The 17,218-nt window shown below is 53.0% G+C and carries 19 protein-coding genes; 8 read left to right on the top strand and 11 right to left on the bottom strand.

What is annotated here, in order from left to right; genetic code table 11:
- Positions 1-12: 12 nt before the first annotated feature.
- Positions 13-1,032 (top strand): DUF294 nucleotidyltransferase-like domain-containing protein, encoded by a 1,020-nt coding sequence (locus tag EDM56_RS01330; protein ID WP_183192249.1) that lies wholly within the window; start codon positions 13-15, stop codon positions 1,030-1,032.
- Positions 1,029-1,748: an exonuclease domain-containing protein gene (locus EDM56_RS01335; RefSeq protein ID WP_122916075.1), complete on the top strand. Its 720-nt coding sequence runs from the start codon at positions 1,029-1,031 to the stop codon at positions 1,746-1,748. Before EDM56_RS01330 ends, EDM56_RS01335 begins: the two co-directional genes overlap by 4 nt.
- A 9-nt stretch (positions 1,749-1,757) precedes the next feature.
- On the opposite strand, the gene EDM56_RS01340 is transcribed toward EDM56_RS01335, so the two are convergent.
- The 5 genes from EDM56_RS01340 to EDM56_RS01360 form a co-directional block, all read right to left on the bottom strand.
- Positions 1,758-2,870 carry an S-layer homology domain-containing protein gene (locus tag EDM56_RS01340; RefSeq protein WP_122916076.1) on the bottom strand — a complete coding sequence of 371 codons (1,113 nt, stop codon included), beginning with the start codon at positions 2,868-2,870 and terminating at the stop codon, positions 1,758-1,760.
- Positions 2,871-2,933: 63 nt separating this feature from the next.
- A complete protein-coding gene (locus EDM56_RS01345) occupies positions 2,934-3,896 on the bottom strand; it encodes a helix-turn-helix transcriptional regulator (RefSeq protein ID WP_122916077.1) in 963 nt (320 codons plus the stop codon).
- A 4-nt stretch (positions 3,897-3,900) separates the two neighbouring features.
- Complete coding sequence (locus tag EDM56_RS01350) at positions 3,901-4,695, bottom strand: NAD kinase (RefSeq protein ID WP_122916078.1); 795 nt, start codon at positions 4,693-4,695, stop codon at positions 3,901-3,903.
- A gap of 135 nt (positions 4,696-4,830) precedes the next feature.
- Positions 4,831-5,235, bottom strand: coding sequence for a YugN family protein (locus EDM56_RS01355; RefSeq protein ID WP_122916079.1), 405 nt, complete (start codon positions 5,233-5,235; stop codon positions 4,831-4,833).
- A gap of 67 nt (positions 5,236-5,302) precedes the next feature.
- On the bottom strand, positions 5,303-7,588 hold the full coding sequence (locus tag EDM56_RS01360; RefSeq protein ID WP_122916080.1) for an immune inhibitor A domain-containing protein: 2,286 nt from the start codon (positions 7,586-7,588) through the stop codon (positions 5,303-5,305).
- Positions 7,589-7,866: 278 nt separating this feature from the next.
- Here EDM56_RS01360 and EDM56_RS01365 point away from each other — a divergent pair, with 278 nt between their 5' ends.
- Both EDM56_RS01365 and EDM56_RS01370 read left to right on the top strand, forming a co-directional pair.
- On the top strand, positions 7,867-8,985 hold the full coding sequence (locus EDM56_RS01365; RefSeq protein ID WP_122916081.1) for a glycosyl hydrolase family 18 protein: 1,119 nt from the start codon (positions 7,867-7,869) through the stop codon (positions 8,983-8,985).
- Position 8,986: 1 nt separating this feature from the next.
- A complete protein-coding gene (locus tag EDM56_RS01370; protein WP_122916082.1) occupies positions 8,987-9,892 on the top strand; it encodes a LysR family transcriptional regulator in 906 nt (301 codons plus the stop codon).
- 142 nt (positions 9,893-10,034) lie between these two features.
- Here EDM56_RS01370 and EDM56_RS01375 read toward each other — a convergent pair whose 3' ends face one another.
- Together EDM56_RS01375 and EDM56_RS01380 are read right to left on the bottom strand one after the other, a co-directional pair.
- Positions 10,035-10,265 carry an excisionase family DNA-binding protein gene (locus EDM56_RS01375; protein ID WP_122916083.1) on the bottom strand — a complete coding sequence of 77 codons (231 nt, stop codon included), beginning with the start codon at positions 10,263-10,265 and terminating at the stop codon, positions 10,035-10,037.
- Positions 10,249-11,628, bottom strand: coding sequence for a glucose-6-phosphate isomerase (locus EDM56_RS01380; RefSeq protein WP_122916084.1), 1,380 nt, complete (start codon positions 11,626-11,628; stop codon positions 10,249-10,251). Before EDM56_RS01380 ends, EDM56_RS01375 begins: the two co-directional genes overlap by 17 nt.
- Before the next feature lie 163 nt (positions 11,629-11,791).
- On the opposite strand from EDM56_RS01380, the gene EDM56_RS01385 reads away from it, so the two are divergent.
- Genes EDM56_RS01385 through EDM56_RS01395 form a run of 3 tightly spaced genes read left to right on the top strand, consistent with a single transcriptional unit; the run spans position 11,792 to position 14,967 of the window.
- Positions 11,792-13,051 (top strand): efflux RND transporter periplasmic adaptor subunit, encoded by a 1,260-nt coding sequence (locus EDM56_RS01385; RefSeq protein ID WP_122916085.1) that lies wholly within the window; start codon positions 11,792-11,794, stop codon positions 13,049-13,051.
- A gap of 12 nt (positions 13,052-13,063) precedes the next feature.
- Positions 13,064-13,783 (top strand): ABC transporter ATP-binding protein, encoded by a 720-nt coding sequence (locus EDM56_RS01390; protein ID WP_122916086.1) that lies wholly within the window; start codon positions 13,064-13,066, stop codon positions 13,781-13,783.
- Positions 13,780-14,967 carry an ABC transporter permease gene (locus EDM56_RS01395; RefSeq protein ID WP_122916087.1) on the top strand — a complete coding sequence of 396 codons (1,188 nt, stop codon included), beginning with the start codon at positions 13,780-13,782 and terminating at the stop codon, positions 14,965-14,967. Before EDM56_RS01390 ends, EDM56_RS01395 begins: the two co-directional genes overlap by 4 nt.
- 38 nt (positions 14,968-15,005) lie before the next feature.
- Here EDM56_RS01395 and EDM56_RS01400 read toward each other — a convergent pair whose 3' ends face one another.
- Positions 15,006-15,185: a hypothetical protein gene (locus EDM56_RS01400; protein ID WP_122916088.1), complete on the bottom strand. Its 180-nt coding sequence runs from the start codon at positions 15,183-15,185 to the stop codon at positions 15,006-15,008.
- 184 nt (positions 15,186-15,369) lie between these two features.
- On the bottom strand, positions 15,370-15,636 hold the full coding sequence (locus EDM56_RS01405) for a YqkE family protein (RefSeq protein ID WP_122916256.1): 267 nt from the start codon (positions 15,634-15,636) through the stop codon (positions 15,370-15,372).
- A 109-nt stretch (positions 15,637-15,745) separates the two neighbouring features.
- Here EDM56_RS01405 and sspK point away from each other — a divergent pair, with 109 nt between their 5' ends.
- The gene (gene sspK, locus EDM56_RS01410) at positions 15,746-15,877 is read left to right on the top strand and encodes a small acid-soluble spore protein K (protein WP_003391014.1); all 132 of its coding nucleotides are present in this window, start codon (positions 15,746-15,748) and stop codon (positions 15,875-15,877) included.
- 26 nt (positions 15,878-15,903) lie between these two features.
- Here the strand turns inward: sspK and EDM56_RS01415 are convergent, their stop codons facing one another.
- Together EDM56_RS01415 and EDM56_RS01420 are read right to left on the bottom strand one after the other, a co-directional pair.
- A complete protein-coding gene (locus EDM56_RS01415) occupies positions 15,904-16,107 on the bottom strand; it encodes a hypothetical protein (RefSeq protein ID WP_148040345.1) in 204 nt (67 codons plus the stop codon).
- A gap of 8 nt (positions 16,108-16,115) precedes the next feature.
- Positions 16,116-17,216: a GerAB/ArcD/ProY family transporter gene (locus tag EDM56_RS01420; protein ID WP_122916090.1), complete on the bottom strand. Its 1,101-nt coding sequence runs from the start codon at positions 17,214-17,216 to the stop codon at positions 16,116-16,118.
- Positions 17,217-17,218 lie beyond the last annotated feature (2 nt).

A 17,218-nucleotide genomic window follows, 5' to 3' on the forward strand; every position in this document is an offset into this window, starting at 1 on the left:
ACATTTCGAGAGTTGGGGATTCTCAAGCGAGAGCGGCTGTCTTATTTTTCCACTCATGAAAGCGAGGAAATCAACCTTCTCCATGACCGTGTAATCGCCCGCTGCCTGCAGCTGTCCATCCTCGCGCTCAAAGGGCAGGGCATGGGCCAGCCACCCGTACCTTTTGCCCTCCTTCTATTCGGAAGCGGCGGTCGCCAGGAACAATCGTTGGTCAGCGATCAGGACCACGGGTTGATTTACGACCTCCCAATGCAAAGCGCACCGGAGCAGATTCGGCAACTTCACGATTACTTCCGTGAGCTGGCTGCCGTTTTCGTTGCAGGGCTGGAAGAGGCCGGGTATCCGCCCTGCCACGGTAATGTGGTCTGCACAAATGAACGGTGGCGCCGTTCGCTGGATGGCTGGAAGCAGGATTTGGACAGCTGGTACGATGACCCGACATGGGAAAACATGCGCCACCTGCTAATGGTCTCCGATGCCCGCTGTATTGTAGGAGACCTCCACCTGTTCCAGCAATTCTCCTTTCATCTGCATCGTCTCATACAAAAACAGCCTCGCCTCACCGAACGGCTTATCAGCAATACGCTGCACCACCGCGTCCCACTGGGCTGGTTCGGACACATATATAAAGAGGCGCATGGCAAATACCAAGGGGCAGTCAATATTAAGAACGGACTTTATTTACCGCTAGTCAACAGCGTCAGGCTGTGGGCGCTTGTCAACGGGGCCAGCGCTACTTCCACGCTGGAAAGGCTCCGCTTTTTAGAGGAGCGATCCATCTGGCCGAAAGCGCTCTGCCAGGAAGTCTGTCAGCACTTTCGCTTTGCCCTCAGCTTGCGGCTTATGGCTTGCTGCCAATGGCATGACGGCGATTATTTGAGCAACAGCTATTTGAAAGCCGATTCGCTCACGAAAGAATCGTGGCGACTGCTGCGGAACGCGATGCGTACGGCGCTTGACCTGCAAAAAAAGACTGCGGAGCTCACCTCGCAGCCAAGCTTACCTTCCCATGAAACGAGGATGCTCCCATGAGTTTGTGGAACCGGTTGTTTTCTGATTTGCGGCTGCCTTATTCCCTCTCATCGTCGGTAACGGGCAGCGATCCCGGCCAACTTGCCTTTTTGCGCGCAATGAAAAAGGACCTTCAGCAAGACCGTGTCTTGGAAAGTCCTTTGGAAAGCTTGGAGGTGGTTGTCGTCGATCTGGAAACCACCGGTTTTTTTCCACAAAAGGGAGATGAAATCATCTCGATCGGCGCCGTCGCGATGCGCGGCACAACCATCTTGGAAGCCGAACGATTCGAGACGCTGGTTAATCCGCAGCGGACGGTCCCGCCGGAAATCGAAGCGCTGACCGGCATCCGGACGGAAGACTTGCGCGATGCTCCCGCGCTGCTCGCAGCGCTCTCCCGTTTCTTCTCATTTGTTGCGGGACGTACGCTCGTTGCGCACCATTCGCGGCACGAGCGGGATTTTTTGCAAGCCGGGCTTTGGAAAACTTCACGCTCCAAGCTGACGCACCGCTTGCTCGACACCACCCTGCTCTTCCGTCTGGAAGACCGGACACTCGAAAACGCCTCGCTCGAAGCGCTATGCGAGCGGCACAATCTCCCCATTGAAAAGCGGCACGATGCGTATCACGATGCCTTGGCCGCAGCCAAGCTTTGGTCGATCTATCTGGAGCGAGCCATGGCCAAGGGCTTCCGTGATTTACTCATGATCTACGAATATATCGGCAGAAGACTGTGAGCATGCCTACTACTTTTGCGCCACATTCACTCCCCGAATGATCCACCCGTATGGATTGCTCTTCGACGGATCCACACTGCAATAGTAGGTCACTTGATATCCCCCTACCTTGCCATCCTTGTATTGACCCGTAATGATCATCTGATCAGTCGACGATTCAATCACATTCAGCGTTCCGGTGTACTGATGCAGCGGGACCACTTTTTCTCCCATTGCCGCTGCTGCCTGGGACAGCGATTTCTTCGCCTCATCACCAAAATAACGGTCCATCTCCGTACTGTTTTGCTGACGGTAGGCATAGGTGGCGGCGGAAAACAGGAGGTTCATTTTATTGACCGGGAGCTGGATGTCCCGATACTTCCCGGATGCTTCGTAGAAGCGCACCAGATTGACGGCGAATTCCGCTCTGGTCACCGTTTTCTCGGGGTAGAAATACTTTTCACCCGGTGTATAAATCGGGAATCCCTGCAAGGCGGTTGCAAACGGGGATGATGTATCCAAATAGTTGGAAGGTTGTTTCCATTTATAGAAGCCGGTGAAGCGTGACTCCACATCCAGCGGTGTTGCCTGCAGCTGGTTGCGAATAGCCGGCGCCATCGCATGGAACAGAATCATGCTGGCTTCCTCACGAGACAGCGGCTGGCTCAAATACGCTTGGGTCAAGTACCAGTTGCTGCTTGGGAAATCGACATACTTCATTTTTTTGCCGGAGCTTGCCAGCCACAAGTAATACAGCATGTTTTCACCCGGGTTGAACTGGGAATACGAGTGCATATCTGTGTAGAATACCCCGTTCAAATTACCGAGGAAATCCCGAATCTCGTCTGCCGCCCAATGCTTGGCATCCAGATGGTTCGTGGTAACAGGCCCTGCCACCACCCCATAGCTCGCTTGATAGGCTCGGTTCAAAAGCAGCAGCGCCTCGCCGCGCGTCGTCGGCGAATCTGGCCGGAACTCTTTCCCAAACCCTTTATAAATGCCGAGAGCTGCAAGCGAATTGATATAATCCTTGGCCCAGTGGCGGCTGATGTCGGTGAAGCCGGGTGCAGGCGCAGCCGCAGTCGCTCCGACAGGGATCAGGAGAAGGAACAACAAACAAATAATAAGCGCTTTTCTTGCCATAGAGACCTCCTTAAGAGATTTAAGAAAAATAACAACTCCTTCCAGTATAGCAAATCTTTGCCCTCAGATGGGCGTGTTTGCGGAAATTATTGCCTGCGCCTCCGCCAAGACCCGCTGGCGAAGTTCCTCCGGGGCAAGCACTCGAACGCCGCCTCCCCATCGCAGCAGCCATGGTAGAACTTCGGCTTCATGCCGTACCCGAAGCTTGACATAAAAGCCTTCTTCGCGTCGCTCCTCAAGCACGGTAAAAAACGACCGCTCCTCTTTCACCCACGCCTCTAGATGCGCACCGAACAGGAGCTGCACCTCAATCGGCGGCTCCTTGCGCTCCTGCTGTAACGAAAAATCGTCCGGTCTAACAAATGACTGCGAAAGACGGGTCAACGATTGGATCCGCTCCAGCCGAAAATGGCGACGGTCCCCGCGCAAATGGCACCAGCCCACCAAATACCATGCGCCATTCGTATGAACCAAGCCGTACGGGTCAACCTCCCGCTGTGTGTTCACGTCCTCATCGCGCGCTAGCTGGCGATAACGGGCGCTATAGGTGAAAGCGATCCGCTTCTCCTCCAAAATCGACCGCCTCAGTTGCTTGATCTTTTCTTCCGTTTCCCGCTCGTCCGGACGCAAATCCGGCTGCGATTCGAACAGTGCGATTCCTGCACATAGACGATCCGTCTGCTTGCGGACCGACTCCGGCAAAACTGCTTCGATTTTGGCGGAGGCCGTCATAGCCAACCGGCTGTACTCCTCATCGAATTGCTTGGCCACATAGCGGCTGCCGAGCAAAAGACTCGCCGCCTCGTCAGCAGAAAACGCGACGGGCGGCAAGAAATAACCGTCCACAAGGGCATATCCTTTGCCCGGAACAGCTACGACAGGCACGCCCGCTTCGCTAAGCGCCTGCATGTCGCGATAGATGGTTCGCTGGCTCGTTTCGAACAAGTCAGCCAAATCGCAAGCGCGTACATTTCGCTGCCGCTGCAATTCCAATAATATCGCCAAAAGTCGATCGGTCCGATTCATCCCATTACCCCGTTATGAACGATTTACGTACGCGGCGCCAAAATGGCAGCTTTTTATACCGCGCGAATTTGACCTTTTGGCGGCCGACATGGCACACGATCGAACGGACGCCTTTCCATACCGCTTGCTCACGATCGAGCCCGATCATGATCTCCGGATTCATCACGATCAGCTCAACCACATGGTGCTGTGGCAGCACAAGCGAGCTGTTGATCGTCCGGTACGCCTGATTGTTGATCGACGCAATCTCGGATAGTTGAATCGCTTCGATGGACGGATGCACGATGGCACCGTCCACTGCTTTATTGTAAGCGGTGCTTCCGGATGGGGATGAGACGATCAATCCGTCACCGCGGAATGTCTCGAACTCCTCACCGTTGATGAACACGCATGTGACGAGCGTCGACAGTGACGCATTGCGGATCACCAGCTCATTGAGCGCCCATTTGGCGTGATGCTCGCCGGATACCGTCGTGATACAGCATTCGACGCAAGGATATTCCACGACAAGCGGCTGGACCTGGTTCAATGCCTCGACGAATTCGTCCAGCTCATCCGGATGCCAATCTGCATAAAACCCGAGATGTCCCGTATGAATCCCAACATATTGCGGGCCAAAGCCATATTCATGGACCGCTTCCAGGAGTGTACCATCCCCGCCAATTGAGATAACGAGCTCCGGCTCTTCTTCCTTGCCCTCTACAAAGCGGAATTTGTCATTCCCCGATATTTTTTGACGAAGCAACCGATCCATTTCTCTCGAATAATCGTCATTGCGCAGCACGGTCGCCATCTTCATAAGCCGTTTACCCTCACTCTTTCCCGGGTGATCAAGCCACCCTTTTTTCTCACTATACCATAGTTTCCCATAACGAGCCTGCGCCAAGCTTAGGTACAAGAAAAGAGACGGCACATGAGATGCCGCCCCTCTTTCTTATACCAATTTTTGCTCCAGTCGCCGGACGATCTGCTTCGCCATCTCCACGTAATCGTCCTCGACCTGGGCATCCTTGTCTTGCGGCTCCTGGAACTGGTTGAATGAGGCAGCTATCGCGGGTCCGGACGCATAGCCGATATCCGGGTCGTTCCCCGTCTGATACACGTGCTTAAGCACGAATGGTTGGCCGAACTGCACCACTGCCGCCGGGTCGTCAAGCTCGCCCGACACTGTATCGATGGGCAGCCGCAAAAATACCATCGCTTTCATGTCCAGTTGCTTGTCGAAATAGCCATATTCATACTCCCAGTTAGACAGGGTAAACTGATCTTCTCGCAGCACTTCTCGCAACGTATCGAACATTCCCTGTTTACCCGTCAAGCTGCTGGGGATTTTCCGCATCACAGGCACCTGCCTTTCGCACCGTTTCTCCTAGTGTGCGACAAATCCCCCAAAAGTAGTCACTTGCCTATTTTTTCACCTTGTTACGAGTTACGACGATGGTAGCGCCTTTATCGTCGGCTTTTACGCTTTGCACTTTGATTTGCAAGCCGAGCACTGGCAAAATTTTGCCGCCGTCCGGATTGTATTTTTTCGCCGTGTAATCTTTCTGGTCGTTGAACGTGTCGATGCCGAGCAGCCCTTTGTAGGACATGGCGCGCTCCGGATAAACCACTTCCAGATCGGATTTTTTCGCCTTGCCGAACGCCGCGTCGTACAGCTGGTAGCGCGTATCCGCGATCGTGCCGTCATCCCAGTAATGGCCGCGCTGGTGCGAGTCGACTACGCCCAGGAAGCCTTCGCCCGGATGGTTGCCGACCATGTTGTCATCACCATAGCGGGAGTCATAGTACCACACCAGCATGCCAGGGTCGTACGAAATGAGGCTGTCCGCACGGCGGTAGTGAGCTAAGCCCTGGTCTACACCATTGTGGCTGCGCCATTCAATGAGGTAGTAGTTTTTCATCATTTTGGAAGATCCGTCGAAAAGTTGGAACCCGTCGAGATCAAACGCGCTGTCACCTTCCGCATCGTCTTCAAGCAGTGTTTTGCCGTCGCCGGTCACCACAATGTTGTCCACATAGAAGCCTTCCAGCGCTAAGCCTACGTCAGATACGTAATTGAACTCGACTTTGATTTTCTTGCCGGCGAATGCACTCAGATCAATTTCGCTCGTTTCCCATTCCCCTTTTGTCGTGTCGGAGAACTTGGCTACCTGCTCCGGTTTGTCCGCGCCATCCTCATAGACGTTGACATAGAGGTAGTCAAAATCTTCCTCGATTTGGCGCCACGAATCGAATGTCAGCGTCGCTTTGGAGACGCCGGTCAAATCGATCTCATGGGAGGTCAGCTTCGTATTGAGACTGTTCCCTTTGGTCGAGAAATACGCCTTCGTGCCCTTCGGCTGGGTTGGCGGTTCCAATCCGCGGTCCGGCAGGTCGATTTTGAGAATTTTGTTGTTGCTCGTATTGGCAACCGCTTCGCTCAGGTTAAACTTGTATTCCTTGCCGTACTTGAGCGAACTTGAGCTGATCGTTTTTGGCTCAGGCCAGTTACCGCCATATACTTCATGGAAGTACAGCTTTGCCCATGGGCTGAAGCCAGGCGGCTCAGCACCCGGCGTCACACCTGCCCAGCTACCTGCCGACATGATCGACCAGACGCCAACTGGCTCTCCGTTGCCGGTATAGCCTGTGTCGTACTCATCTGGCAAGCCGAGGTTGTGCCCGTATTCATGCGCGAATACCCCTGCCGTACCGTCCTCCGGCTGAACGATATAATCATAGGCTTTCAGGCTGGTGCCTGGGATTTTGGTAGGCTCGTCGAGCGTCGAGCGGTGTGCCCAAATCGCGTCGTCGCCCAGCTCTCCGCCGCCTGCCGACTCGTCTACGCCAGCATGTACAACCAGCAGGCTGTCCAGCATGCCATCCGGCTCCATCACATTGCCGTCGCCATCGATATCATACGGGTCGCGCTGGTCGTACTCATCCTCATGGCCCGCGATCGCCTTGCCGACATCCGCCAGCGTCTCGACAACCAGCTCACGCGGTGCGCTGTCGTTGCCGTGGTTATCGTTTCCGCCGTAGTAGGCGGCGTTTTCCTTCGCCATGATCCACGGTGTTACGACACCATTGACAGACCAGCTTCCCGCCGATTGCTCGAGATAGTATTGGTTGAAGGTAAGCAGTTCTTTGCCTTCCGGCGATGTATAGCCGCTCTTGTTGAACAGCATCCCTTGATAATGCTCTTGGTTAAAATCTTTTGTCCAGAAATCCACTCCGTTATCTTCGATACGGTTGTGGTTGAAGTCCGGAAATTCAACGAGAGCAACCGCAGCTCTGTCGACAAATTCGTCAACTTTGTTGCTCGCCTTGATTTTCCGCGCCTTCTCATCGCCATCCACCAAGGCTTTGGCATTTTCCTGGAAGCCTTTCAGCGATTTGTATGCGTCTTTTCCGAAATCAGAAGAGGTGTCGATCCCATCCGTTTCTGAAAACTGGAAGCTGCGCGCCTGCACATAGTTTTCAATCGCTTGCTTCACTTCTTCAGGAGAAGCGTTTTTGTCGAGCTCCCCACGCTCTTTCAGTGCGCGTTCCAACCGATCCTGGTTGACTAATGCCATGTCTACTTTCTTGGACGTTTCCTGATGCGGCTTCTTTTTTGTTTTCGCCGCGCCCACTAACGGGGAACCTGCCACAACACCGACGATCAGTGCAGTGGACAATAGCCCAGCCACAACCTTTCTTCGCTTCATGTTGACCACCCTCTCTGGAAATAAATGAAAATTACAGTGAATTTTATAATTCCTTATTTTTAAGGAAAATCCTTTTTCATAATAAAAATAATTTTCCGACATATTCTGCGTCGATTGTCGGATTATGCCTTTCCTTCTCTTTTCGTATAGACTTCGAGCCGATGGAATTTCAATCCATATTTAAAAATTTTTTAACGAATATAAAATAATACAATCCCTCACCCGATATTGAAATAAGAGCTTTTCTTCAACAATTCGGGGGAGGGATTTTACTATCTATGATGAAACAACTGCTGCTCCTGATTACACTCGCTATGATTACAGCTGGCCCGTCGGTTCCTACTCAAACGGAGGCTGCACCATCTGGCCCGACCGCACCGACCGCTGTCGCTCCAACTGCTGTCCCGTCAAAACCTGTTGCTTCACCAGCTACCGCACCTGTCCAATCCGCTGCAAAGCCGAAAAAGGTGCTTGGCTACTACGTGGAGTATTATGACACGGACCGCAATTCGTACCGATCGCTTTCCGCCAATGCTGATGTGATCACCGACGTCAGTCTCGTTTCCTACGACGCTAAAGCCGATGGGAGCCTCACAGGTTCGCCTTCCGCGACAGGCTTGACCACAGCGCGCGCCAAGTCGGTCGATTCCTATCTGCTTGTCGCCAATCATGGTACGGAAACGTTTGATAAAAAACTGGTACATACGATTTTGAACAATCCGACCGCTACGGCACGATTGATCGACAATCTGGTCGCACAAGCCGTTAAAATGAAGGCCACTGGCATTAACCTTGACTTTGAGAATATTCCGGCAGATGATCGCGCAAAATATACGCAGCTTATATCGCAGCTTTCCGCCAAGCTGCATCAAAATAAAAAACAGCTTGTCGTCTCTGTTCCTGCCAAACTGAGCGATGATCCAAAAGAAACGTGGACCTATGCCTATGATTACCGCGGGATTGGCTCCAAAGCCGACTTTCTGCAAGTCATGAGCTATGACGAATACGGCCCGTGGATGGAAGCTGGACCGGTTGCCTCCTATCCTTGGGTAGACAGCGTCCTGCGCTTTGCCGCGAGCCAGGTTCCGGGGAACAAACTGCTGATGGGCATCCCGAGCTACGGCTACGAATGGAGTGCAGCCGGTAACAAGGCTGTGGCCTATAAGGCCATTCCCGAGCTCATTGCTAACCAGCATGCACAGGTACAATGGAACGATCAGCTGAAGTCCCCGTATCTCACCTATCAAAAAGATGGTGTGGTCCACACTCTCTGGTTTGAAAATGAGGAAAGCTTGAGCGCCAAACGCGCGCTCGCCGACAAATACCATCTGGCGGGCTACGGCATCTGGCGCCTGGGCCTTGACGATCCATCCTTTTGGGATGCGCTAGTGAGGTGACATGATGGACCTTCGCTTTTTGAAGACGTTTCAAACAATTGTGCGTTCCGGGAGCTTCCAGCAAGCAGCGGAAAAATTGCAATATGCCCAATCCACCGTTACCGCGCAGATTCAGAAGCTTGAATCAGACTTGGGGATTTTACTTTTTGACCGGATCGGCAAGCGAGCGGTCTTGACCGAGGCAGGCCGCATGCTGTACGAGCAGTCCAAGAGAATTTTGCAGGACGTGGAGAAGCTGCAGCAGACGATCACCGACATCAGCACCGGCTACAGCGGCCATGTCCGGATCGGCGCGATCGAACCGACGGCAAGCGTCCGACTCCCCGGTTTGATCCGGCAGTTTTGCCAGGAACGACCGCTGGTGAATCTGACGCTTGAAGTGGGAACAGCTTTGCCGCTGCACCAGCGCATTCTTGCCGATGAGCTGGATTTCGCCATCAGCACGATGCCGACGTCCGGGCTTGGGCTCATGTTTGAACCGCTGTTTTCCGAGCGTTTCGGCCTGCTCGTACCGGATGACCATCCCTTTGCGGATAAGCCTCATGTGCCGGCGACAGACTTGAGCTATCACCGCCTGATCTTGCCGGAGCCAACTTGCGCGTACAAGGAAATGATCGAACGCATCCTGATGGAAAGCGACATCAAGCTGCAGTCCAACCTGCAAATCGGCAGCATCGACGCGATGAAGCAGCTCGTGCAGGCAAAAGTGGGAATCGCCTTGATCCCACTTTCGTCTTCCGAAACATTGGCCGACGGTGTTTTGCTGAAACCGGTCGAGGACATCAAGCTGCAGGTTTCCATCGGACTCGTCCATCGCGAAGAACACCATCGTTTCGGGCTCGCAGTTAAAGCATTTCTCGATTTGTGCCGCAATGAGCTCGGCAGCGCGAGCAGGAAGCTCGCTTAACAGTACCGCCGCTCGTGCTCGGCTATCGGATAATCGTTGGCGCTCATGTCACGGCGCTGCATCAAGCCGTACCGATATAATAGGCCGGTATGAAAAACAAACAGACCTTCAGAACATACCTGAAGGTCTGCATCACATCTAATCAATCTTCGTCTTTATAATCATAGCTTTCTACAATCGGTTCATCTTTTTCTTTCTCCCATTCCGCTTTCAGCTTCACCAGCTGATCGAGAAACTGGTTGAACTGCTCCTTGTTGATCATGTACTCTTCCCCGTTGTGCACAGCCCGAATGCGGCCTTCCGCGATCTTTTCCATGATGAACGATACGGGCAGCTGCAAATAGTCAGCCGTCTCTTTAACCGTTAAATACATTATCCGATCTCCCTTGCAGTCGTGCTTCCAGCTCCCGCTTCCGTTCCTCATGCCCCGGCTTGCCGAGCAGCGCGAACATGTTGGCTTTATACAGCTCGACACCTGGCTGATCGAACGGGTTTACGCCCAGCAGATAGCCGCTGATCCCGCACGCTTTTTCGAAAAAGTAAATCAGCCAGCCGAGATGGTATGCGGTCAATTCCGGAATTGAGACTACCAGATTCGGCACGCCGCCGTCAAGATGGGCAAGCAATGTTCCTTCAAACGCTTTTTTATTGACATAATCGATGCTCTGGCCGGCGAGGAAATTCAAACCGTCCCGATCCACCTCTTCTTCACCGATCACAAGCTCGCGCTGCGAGCGCTCGACATGCAGCACCGTCTCGAAAAGGTGGCGCATGCCATCCTGAATATATTGGCCGAGCGAATGCAGGTCGGCCGAGAACTCCGCCGATGCGGGAAAAATCCCTCTGCCGTTCTTCCCTTCCGATTCGCCGTACAGCTGCTTCCACCATTCGGCGAAAAATCGCAGCTGCGGCTCATAGCCAACTAGCATTTCGATCGTCTTATTTTTTCTGTACAGTGTGTTGCGGACCGCAGCATACTGGTAACATTCATTCTCTCCGAGGTCAGGTGTCAGGTAGCGGCGCCGCGCATCGGCCGCTCCCGCCATCAGTGCATCGATGTCAGCCCCACCCACCGCGATGGGCAATAAACCCACAGGCGTCAGTACGGAAAACCGGCCACCGATATCATCCGGGATCACGAAGCTTTCGTAGCCCGCTTCATCTGCAAGCTGCTTCAGCGCTCCTCGGTTTCGGTCGGTGGTAACGTAAATACGCTGCCGCGCCTCGTCTTTTCCCACCTTTTTTTCCAGCAGCTCGCGGAAAAGACGAAAGGCGATCGCAGGCTCTGTCGTCGTCCCTGATTTGGAGATGACATTAATCGAGAAACGTTTCTCCTCTAGCACATCCATCAGGTGAGACATGTAAACAGAGCTGATGTTATTGCCGACAAAATAGATTTCCGGCGTCTGGCGCTTCGATTTGCCAAGCACGTTGTAGAATGTGTGCCCAAGGCTATCCAGGACCGCCCTCGCCCCCAAATAAGAGCCGCCGATCCCGATGACCAGGAGTACATCCGATTGCTGGCTGATCCGAGTAGCCGCTTGTTTCATCCGAACCAATTCAGTTTCATCATAGGTGACAGGCAAATCGACCCAACCAAGGTATTCATGGCCTAACCCCGTTTTTTCATGGAGCATGAAATGGGCGTGGCGTACGGCTGCCTCCAACTGACCCCATTCCTCCGGTGCTGTAAACGGAACTGCTTTTGAGTGATCAAAGCATACGGTTCCCTTCATAAGCGACCTCCACCTGAATTGTAAAAAATATCCTTTTAATTGTAGCACAATTCTGTCAATTGCCCCATCCCCGATTCAAGCTAAAACTATTTCCATTTGAGTAACATTTCTTCCAGTTGTTCGTATTGAATGAGGATCAGCTTTTGAAAGGAGCAGCAAAACAATGAAAAAACGTTGGTGGATCATTGGCGCCGTCGTGCTAGTAGTTGGAGGAATCGGCAGCTACAGCATGATGGGAGGCAGCCAACCGACCGGCGCCGTGGTAACGATGGCGACGGTAGAGAAAAACAGCATGCAAAACAAAGTGATGACGACGGGCCAGGTGAAAGTGAAAAATTCCGTTACACTATATGCGGGCACAGACGGTTTCTTGCGCGATTTTTCGCTTCAAGCCGGCGATAGCGTCAAGCAGGGCCAAATCATCGGCAAGCTGGATCAATCGGATATGGATGGCCGTTTGCTAGACATCGATGCGCAGATCGAGCTGAAGCGGGCCGATCTGGCCAAGACCAAGCTGGGCGAAGAACCGGAGGCGATCGCCCAGCTGCAAGAGCGCGTCGCAGCGGAACAGCGCAATGTGGACACGGCTGCGCGTGAGCATGAGCGTGCCCTTGCCTTGTTCCATTCCGGGGCGAGCACCCAACAAGAGGTAGATAAGACGGCGGAAGCGGTCAGCACCGCCGAATCCAATCTCAAGATTGCCAAGCAGAACCTGGCGCTGAAGCAAAAGGGACCACGTCCTGAAGAATTGCAATCGATCGAGGCACAAATCAAAAAGCTGCAGATTGAAAAGAGTCAAATAGAAAAAGACCGGGTGCAAAGCGTCATCCGGGCGCCGCTTGACGGCACGATCTTGACGACGAAAATCGAGAACGGCCAGTATGTCGGCAAGGGCAAGGAGCTGTTCACTCTCGGCGATTTGTCCAAGCTTGCCGTGGAAGCGCAAGTGAGTGAATCGGATGCGCCGAAGATCCAGTTGAACCAGGCTGCATCCATTGAGGACAATTCCTTGGGCAAAAAGCAGCTGAAAGCCAAAGTCACCCGCATTGCGCCGATCGCCGAGGCGACGACGGATAGCTCACAGGGCAAAAAAATTCGCGTTGCCGTAACGCTTGATCTGCTCGAAACGGCACCGCAGCTCAAGCCAGGCTATCAGGTGGATGTCAACGTCATCGTGCTGCAATCGCAAAACGCGCTGCAAGTGCCGATCGAGAGCATTCAGCAGGATGCGAACGGCACCGCATTCGTCTGGGTCGGCGAAAACGGCGTCGCCAAGAAACGGCCTGTGGAAACCGGGATGGAAAACGAGCTGTTCTGCGAAATTCGCAGCGGCCTTACCCCAGGCGAAAAAATCATCACCACCCCTCCCGACACGCTGAAGGACAATGATCCGATTTTGGAGCAGCCGCAGGGAATGATGTAAGGAGGGATTCACATGCTACATATCACAGATTTGACCAAACGATACGAATCGGGTGGCCTGGAGCAATTCGCCCTCCAACCGATCTCCCTGTCTGTCGAGCAAGGCGAATTCGTCGCCATTATGGGACCGTCCGGCTCTGGGAAATCTACATTCATGAATCTGCTCGGGTGTTTGGACAAGCCTTCTTCAGGCTCATACGTACTCGACGGCATCGAAATCAGCCAGCTGGATGAAAACAAGCTCGCCGACGTGCGGAACCGCAAGATCGGCTTCGTCTTCCAGGCGTTTCATCTGCTGCCGCGCTCCTCTGCCCTCACGAACGTGGAGCTTCCGATGCTGTATGCGGGCTTCAGCAGAAAAGAGCGCCGCGAACGGGCGACAGAAGCATTAGGACGGGTTGGCCTTGCCGAACGGCTGCACAATCGGCCGAATCAGCTGTCCGGCGGACAAAAGCAGCGGGTTGCCATCGCGCGCTCACTGGTCAACCGGCCCGCGATTTTGCTGGCGGATGAGCCGACGGGCAATCTGGATTCACGCTCTAGCCTAGAGATCATGGCGATTTTCCAAGAGCTCCACGCCCAAGGTGTCACCATTCTCCTGGTCACCCATGAGACGGATATCGCCGAGCACGCGGAACGGATCATCACATTCCGGGATGGTGCGATCATCGCTGACGATCGCGTCCAAAACCGACGCATCGCCCAATCGGGTGGAGAGGCGGTGCAGCCGTGAATTTGTGGGAAAGCTTTCGCAGCGCGACAGAAGGCATCTGGGCAAACAAGCTACGCTCCGGCCTGACGATGCTCGGCATAATCATCGGGATCACCTCCGTCATCGCGGTTACCACGCTCGGCCAGGGCGGCCAGCAAGCTGTCGTGAGTGAATTGGAAAAGTTCGGCACCAATACATTCAACGTTTTTGTGAAATGGGACTCGACAGAAGAAGCCAAGGATACAGACTTACAGCTTGAAGACGCGGACATTCTCGCCCGCACCAGCCCCTATATCGATAAAATCGTTCCGATCAACAGTTGGCAAAACACCATTCGTGGCCCGAAAAAAGAAGTACAAGGCTCCTTTTACGGCTCGACCGAAGATTACCTGGCTTTACAGCCGAACATCAAAGTTGTCAAAGGGCGTTTTTACTCTTCCGAGGACACCAAGGAAAGCCGTTCCGTCATCGTGCTCGACACCGACATGGCCAAAGACTTGTTCGGCAACCAAAATCCGTTGGGACAGCGTGTCGTTATCGGGTCCAGCTCGCTCGTCGTCATCGGCGTCGTACAGGAGAGCAAGTTCCGTTTTGACCAGACGCAAATCCATTCCGCCTATCTGCCGATCACGGTGCTGCAGGAATTGAATGACACACATGAGGTGGGCCGCCTTGCCGGCAAAGCCAAGTCAAAAACGCAGTTGCAGCAGGCGATGAAGCAAACGGAGCAATACTTGAACCGGAAGCATGAGCACAAGAATCATTATATGGTGAGCAGCATGGAACAGGAGCTTGCCCAATTCAACCAGATGACCGGCATGCTGACTCTGGTGTTCGGCGTCATCGCCGGGATCTCCCTGCTCGTTGGCGGCATCGGCGTCATGAATATCATGCTTGTATCCGTAACGGAGCGAACGCGCGAAATCGGCATCCGCAAAGCGCTCGGGGCCAAACGACGCGATATTTTGACCCAGTTTTTGATCGAATCGATCATCGTGTGCTTGATCGGGGGAGTGATCGGTATGCTCTTGGGCAGCGGCTGCGCAATGATCATCTCCCACTTTGCTGGTCTGCCGCCGATGATTTCCTGGGAGAGTGTCGCGATTTCATTCGGTTTCTCCAGCGCAATGGGTATCTTCTTCGGCCTTTATCCGGCCAATAAAGCGGCGAAGCTCAACCCAATCGAGGCGCTTCGCTACGAATAGTGCGTATTCGGGCAAAACGGTCATGACTGCTTTGCTCGCTACATGGGGTCGGCAAAGATTTTTAGCAAAAAAAATAAGACGACCCCTATTCCTGTAATGATGATCCATAGCGGCTTGCTGCCTGGCGGCGGCGTTTCATCAGCCTTGATGAGACCGATCAGCTGCCAGGTGCCTGCCGCAATACAAAGGAGACTTACCAGCAACAGGAATATCCCCATGCACCGTCCTCCTTCCTCCCCCTTCCTATAAGCTATATGCATTAGAAAACTTGGCGATGCCAGGCTTTTTTGGCAGAGCCGCAGTTGCACTTATACTGGATAGGAATTTTATAAAATTCCTATCTGTAAAAAAAAAACGGCCATGACCGCTTTGGGTGATAAACACGCCGCGATCGCCGTTTTTTCAACTAAACTTCCCGCCCGATTTTTTGTCATACTCATCCAACAATTCACCGAAGCTCTTGTTCTTTTCGCGCTCTTCCTTTTCGCGTCGACGCGCTTCCTGTTCTTCTTGCGCAGCGCGCTCAACCTCGTTTTTTAAGTCACGCTCGGCTTGCTTCAACTTGGCCAGCGCAGCCTCTCCCAGCATATCCTTCAAGGTCATCGGCGCTTGCTCCGCTGTCGTCGCTGCCGTCTGTGGTTTTCGGTTATTCGCCTGTTTTTTTGCCATGCCATACACCTCTTCCTTCGGATTCGCGGTCCATGTTGTCCGATCATGTTGCACTCATGGTTTCCATCTGATTCGGTCATACTACTCCTGTAAAGGGGGTGTAGCCAGCATGGTCCGCAATAAAGCAAAAGACTTCGGGAAAACCGCAGAGATCCGCGGCCCCAAAGCCCAATCGGAAGCGGTACGCTCCGACGGCTCTATCAATAGTGAACCACAAGAACGACTAAAAGAAAACCGCTAAGTGCGCCGCTTGTAAAAACCGCCTGCTCAATTTTGAGGGTGGTTTTTGTTTTTTTTCCGCTTGGGCAGCCATCCGCAGGAGTACAAAACAAAGAACGAAAACAGGATGCCATAAGCGATTCCCAGCATTTGCGGGAGACTTCCCCCGTTTTTACCGATCATCAAGCCGATAACCAAAATAACGGCCATCGCAAGCAACAACAGGAAAAAACCTAGGTATACCTTATGCATATTCTCCTTCATACGCTAACACTTCGCTTTCTCCTCCATTTCATGACCATCAATAGCAGCAACAGCGGCAGCTGTGTGATCAAAGTAAAAAGGGGCCAGACGTGCGACTCAAAATGCAGCAGGTCGATGACGTTTTCGAACGAAAACTTGGTGAACAGCATCACGAGGGGCATCAATACGATCACGTACGCCCGGCTTTCCATCTTCGTTTGCCCGATGGAACAGGTGCATTCGCATAAGGCGTAATAAACCATACAAATTTTCATGATCAAGGACGGGATAAACACCGTCGTCATCAAAATATCCAATCGATCCAAAAAGTCGGTGATGTGGATCATCTGCAGGACGAACAAATTCGGGTAAACTGCTTTAGCACCCATCGAAGTACCGATACTGACCAGCAAGGTGACCATCATCATCGACGCCAAAAACGTGCCCAGCATGATACCGCGCAAGAGCGGATGCACTTTGCCCGGCTCCCGTTGCGGTGTAAAGGCGAATGTGACCGCGCTAATGATCAGCACCTCGCCGTACAGCCCCAAAAAATTGAATGACCCTTTCATGATGCCTGGCCAGCCCGAGGTGAACATCGGGCGCAAATTGCCCAGCGTCACCTCATTGAGCAGCAGCAACGGCAACGTCAGAAACATGATGAGCGTAATGAGGTAGTAAATATGATTGACGCGCACAAGCACCTCGATCCCGGCGCGAACGAGGTAGACGGTCAGTGCGAGAATACATAAGACGATCACAGGTGTAGGAGTGTTATATAGGAGAATTGTCTTGACGAACTCGCTTAGCTCGCGCAAATCCATCGAAACAGACAGCAGCAGGTAAAACATCAGCCATACGTTGATCAAGCTGCCCAACGTGTTGCCGGCCAGCTTTTTAATCAGTTCGAACAAGGTCGACTCCACGCTGCCGCGCGACAAATAGATGATGCAAAACGAGATGAGGAAGCCGTAGAGCATCGCAGGAAAAAACGTGAACCACGCATCCTGTTTAGCAAACACGATCGAGTCTTTCGTCAATGACAGCCCAGACCCCGCAGTCAGAAAGGAAGCCATGATCAATGTCAGTTGACTGGTAGAAATGGTTTGCTTGCTCATGC

Source organism: Brevibacillus fluminis, from assembly GCF_003710825.1.
GTDB lineage: Bacteria > Bacillota > Bacilli > Brevibacillales > Brevibacillaceae > Brevibacillus_D > Brevibacillus_D fluminis.

What these genes read in the sequence shown, in the direction of transcription:
- EDM56_RS01405 (WP_122916256.1), bottom strand. Translation starts at nt 15,636, where the DNA reads ATGGCAAAAAAACAGGCGAATAACCGAAAACCACAGACGGCAGCGACG.
- EDM56_RS01390 (WP_122916086.1), top strand. Translation starts at nt 13,064, where the DNA reads ATGCTACATATCACAGATTTGACCAAACGATACGAATCGGGTGGCCTG.
- EDM56_RS01355 (WP_122916079.1), bottom strand. Translation starts at nt 5,235, where the DNA reads ATGCGGAAAATCCCCAGCAGCTTGACGGGTAAACAGGGAATGTTCGAT.
- EDM56_RS01380 (WP_122916084.1), bottom strand. Translation starts at nt 11,628, where the DNA reads ATGAAGGGAACCGTATGCTTTGATCACTCAAAAGCAGTTCCGTTTACA.
- EDM56_RS01415 (WP_148040345.1), bottom strand. Translation starts at nt 16,107, where the DNA reads ATGCATAAGGTATACCTAGGTTTTTTCCTGTTGTTGCTTGCGATGGCC.
- EDM56_RS01345 (WP_122916077.1), bottom strand. Translation starts at nt 3,896, where the DNA reads ATGAATCGGACCGATCGACTTTTGGCGATATTATTGGAATTGCAGCGG.
- EDM56_RS01350 (WP_122916078.1), bottom strand. Translation starts at nt 4,695, where the DNA reads ATGAAGATGGCGACCGTGCTGCGCAATGACGATTATTCGAGAGAAATG.
- EDM56_RS01420 (WP_122916090.1), bottom strand. Translation starts at nt 17,216, where the DNA reads ATGAGCAAGCAAACCATTTCTACCAGTCAACTGACATTGATCATGGCT.
- EDM56_RS01340 (WP_122916076.1), bottom strand. Translation starts at nt 2,870, where the DNA reads ATGGCAAGAAAAGCGCTTATTATTTGTTTGTTGTTCCTTCTCCTGATC.
- EDM56_RS01400 (WP_122916088.1), bottom strand. Translation starts at nt 15,185, where the DNA reads ATGGGGATATTCCTGTTGCTGGTAAGTCTCCTTTGTATTGCGGCAGGC.
- EDM56_RS01370 (WP_122916082.1), top strand. Translation starts at nt 8,987, where the DNA reads ATGATGGACCTTCGCTTTTTGAAGACGTTTCAAACAATTGTGCGTTCC.
- EDM56_RS01385 (WP_122916085.1), top strand. Translation starts at nt 11,792, where the DNA reads ATGAAAAAACGTTGGTGGATCATTGGCGCCGTCGTGCTAGTAGTTGGA.
- EDM56_RS01375 (WP_122916083.1), bottom strand. Translation starts at nt 10,265, where the DNA reads ATGTATTTAACGGTTAAAGAGACGGCTGACTATTTGCAGCTGCCCGTA.
- EDM56_RS01360 (WP_122916080.1), bottom strand. Translation starts at nt 7,588, where the DNA reads ATGAAGCGAAGAAAGGTTGTGGCTGGGCTATTGTCCACTGCACTGATC.
- sspK (WP_003391014.1), top strand. Translation starts at nt 15,746, where the DNA reads ATGGTCCGCAATAAAGCAAAAGACTTCGGGAAAACCGCAGAGATCCGC.
- EDM56_RS01335 (WP_122916075.1), top strand. Translation starts at nt 1,029, where the DNA reads ATGAGTTTGTGGAACCGGTTGTTTTCTGATTTGCGGCTGCCTTATTCC.
- EDM56_RS01365 (WP_122916081.1), top strand. Translation starts at nt 7,867, where the DNA reads ATGATGAAACAACTGCTGCTCCTGATTACACTCGCTATGATTACAGCT.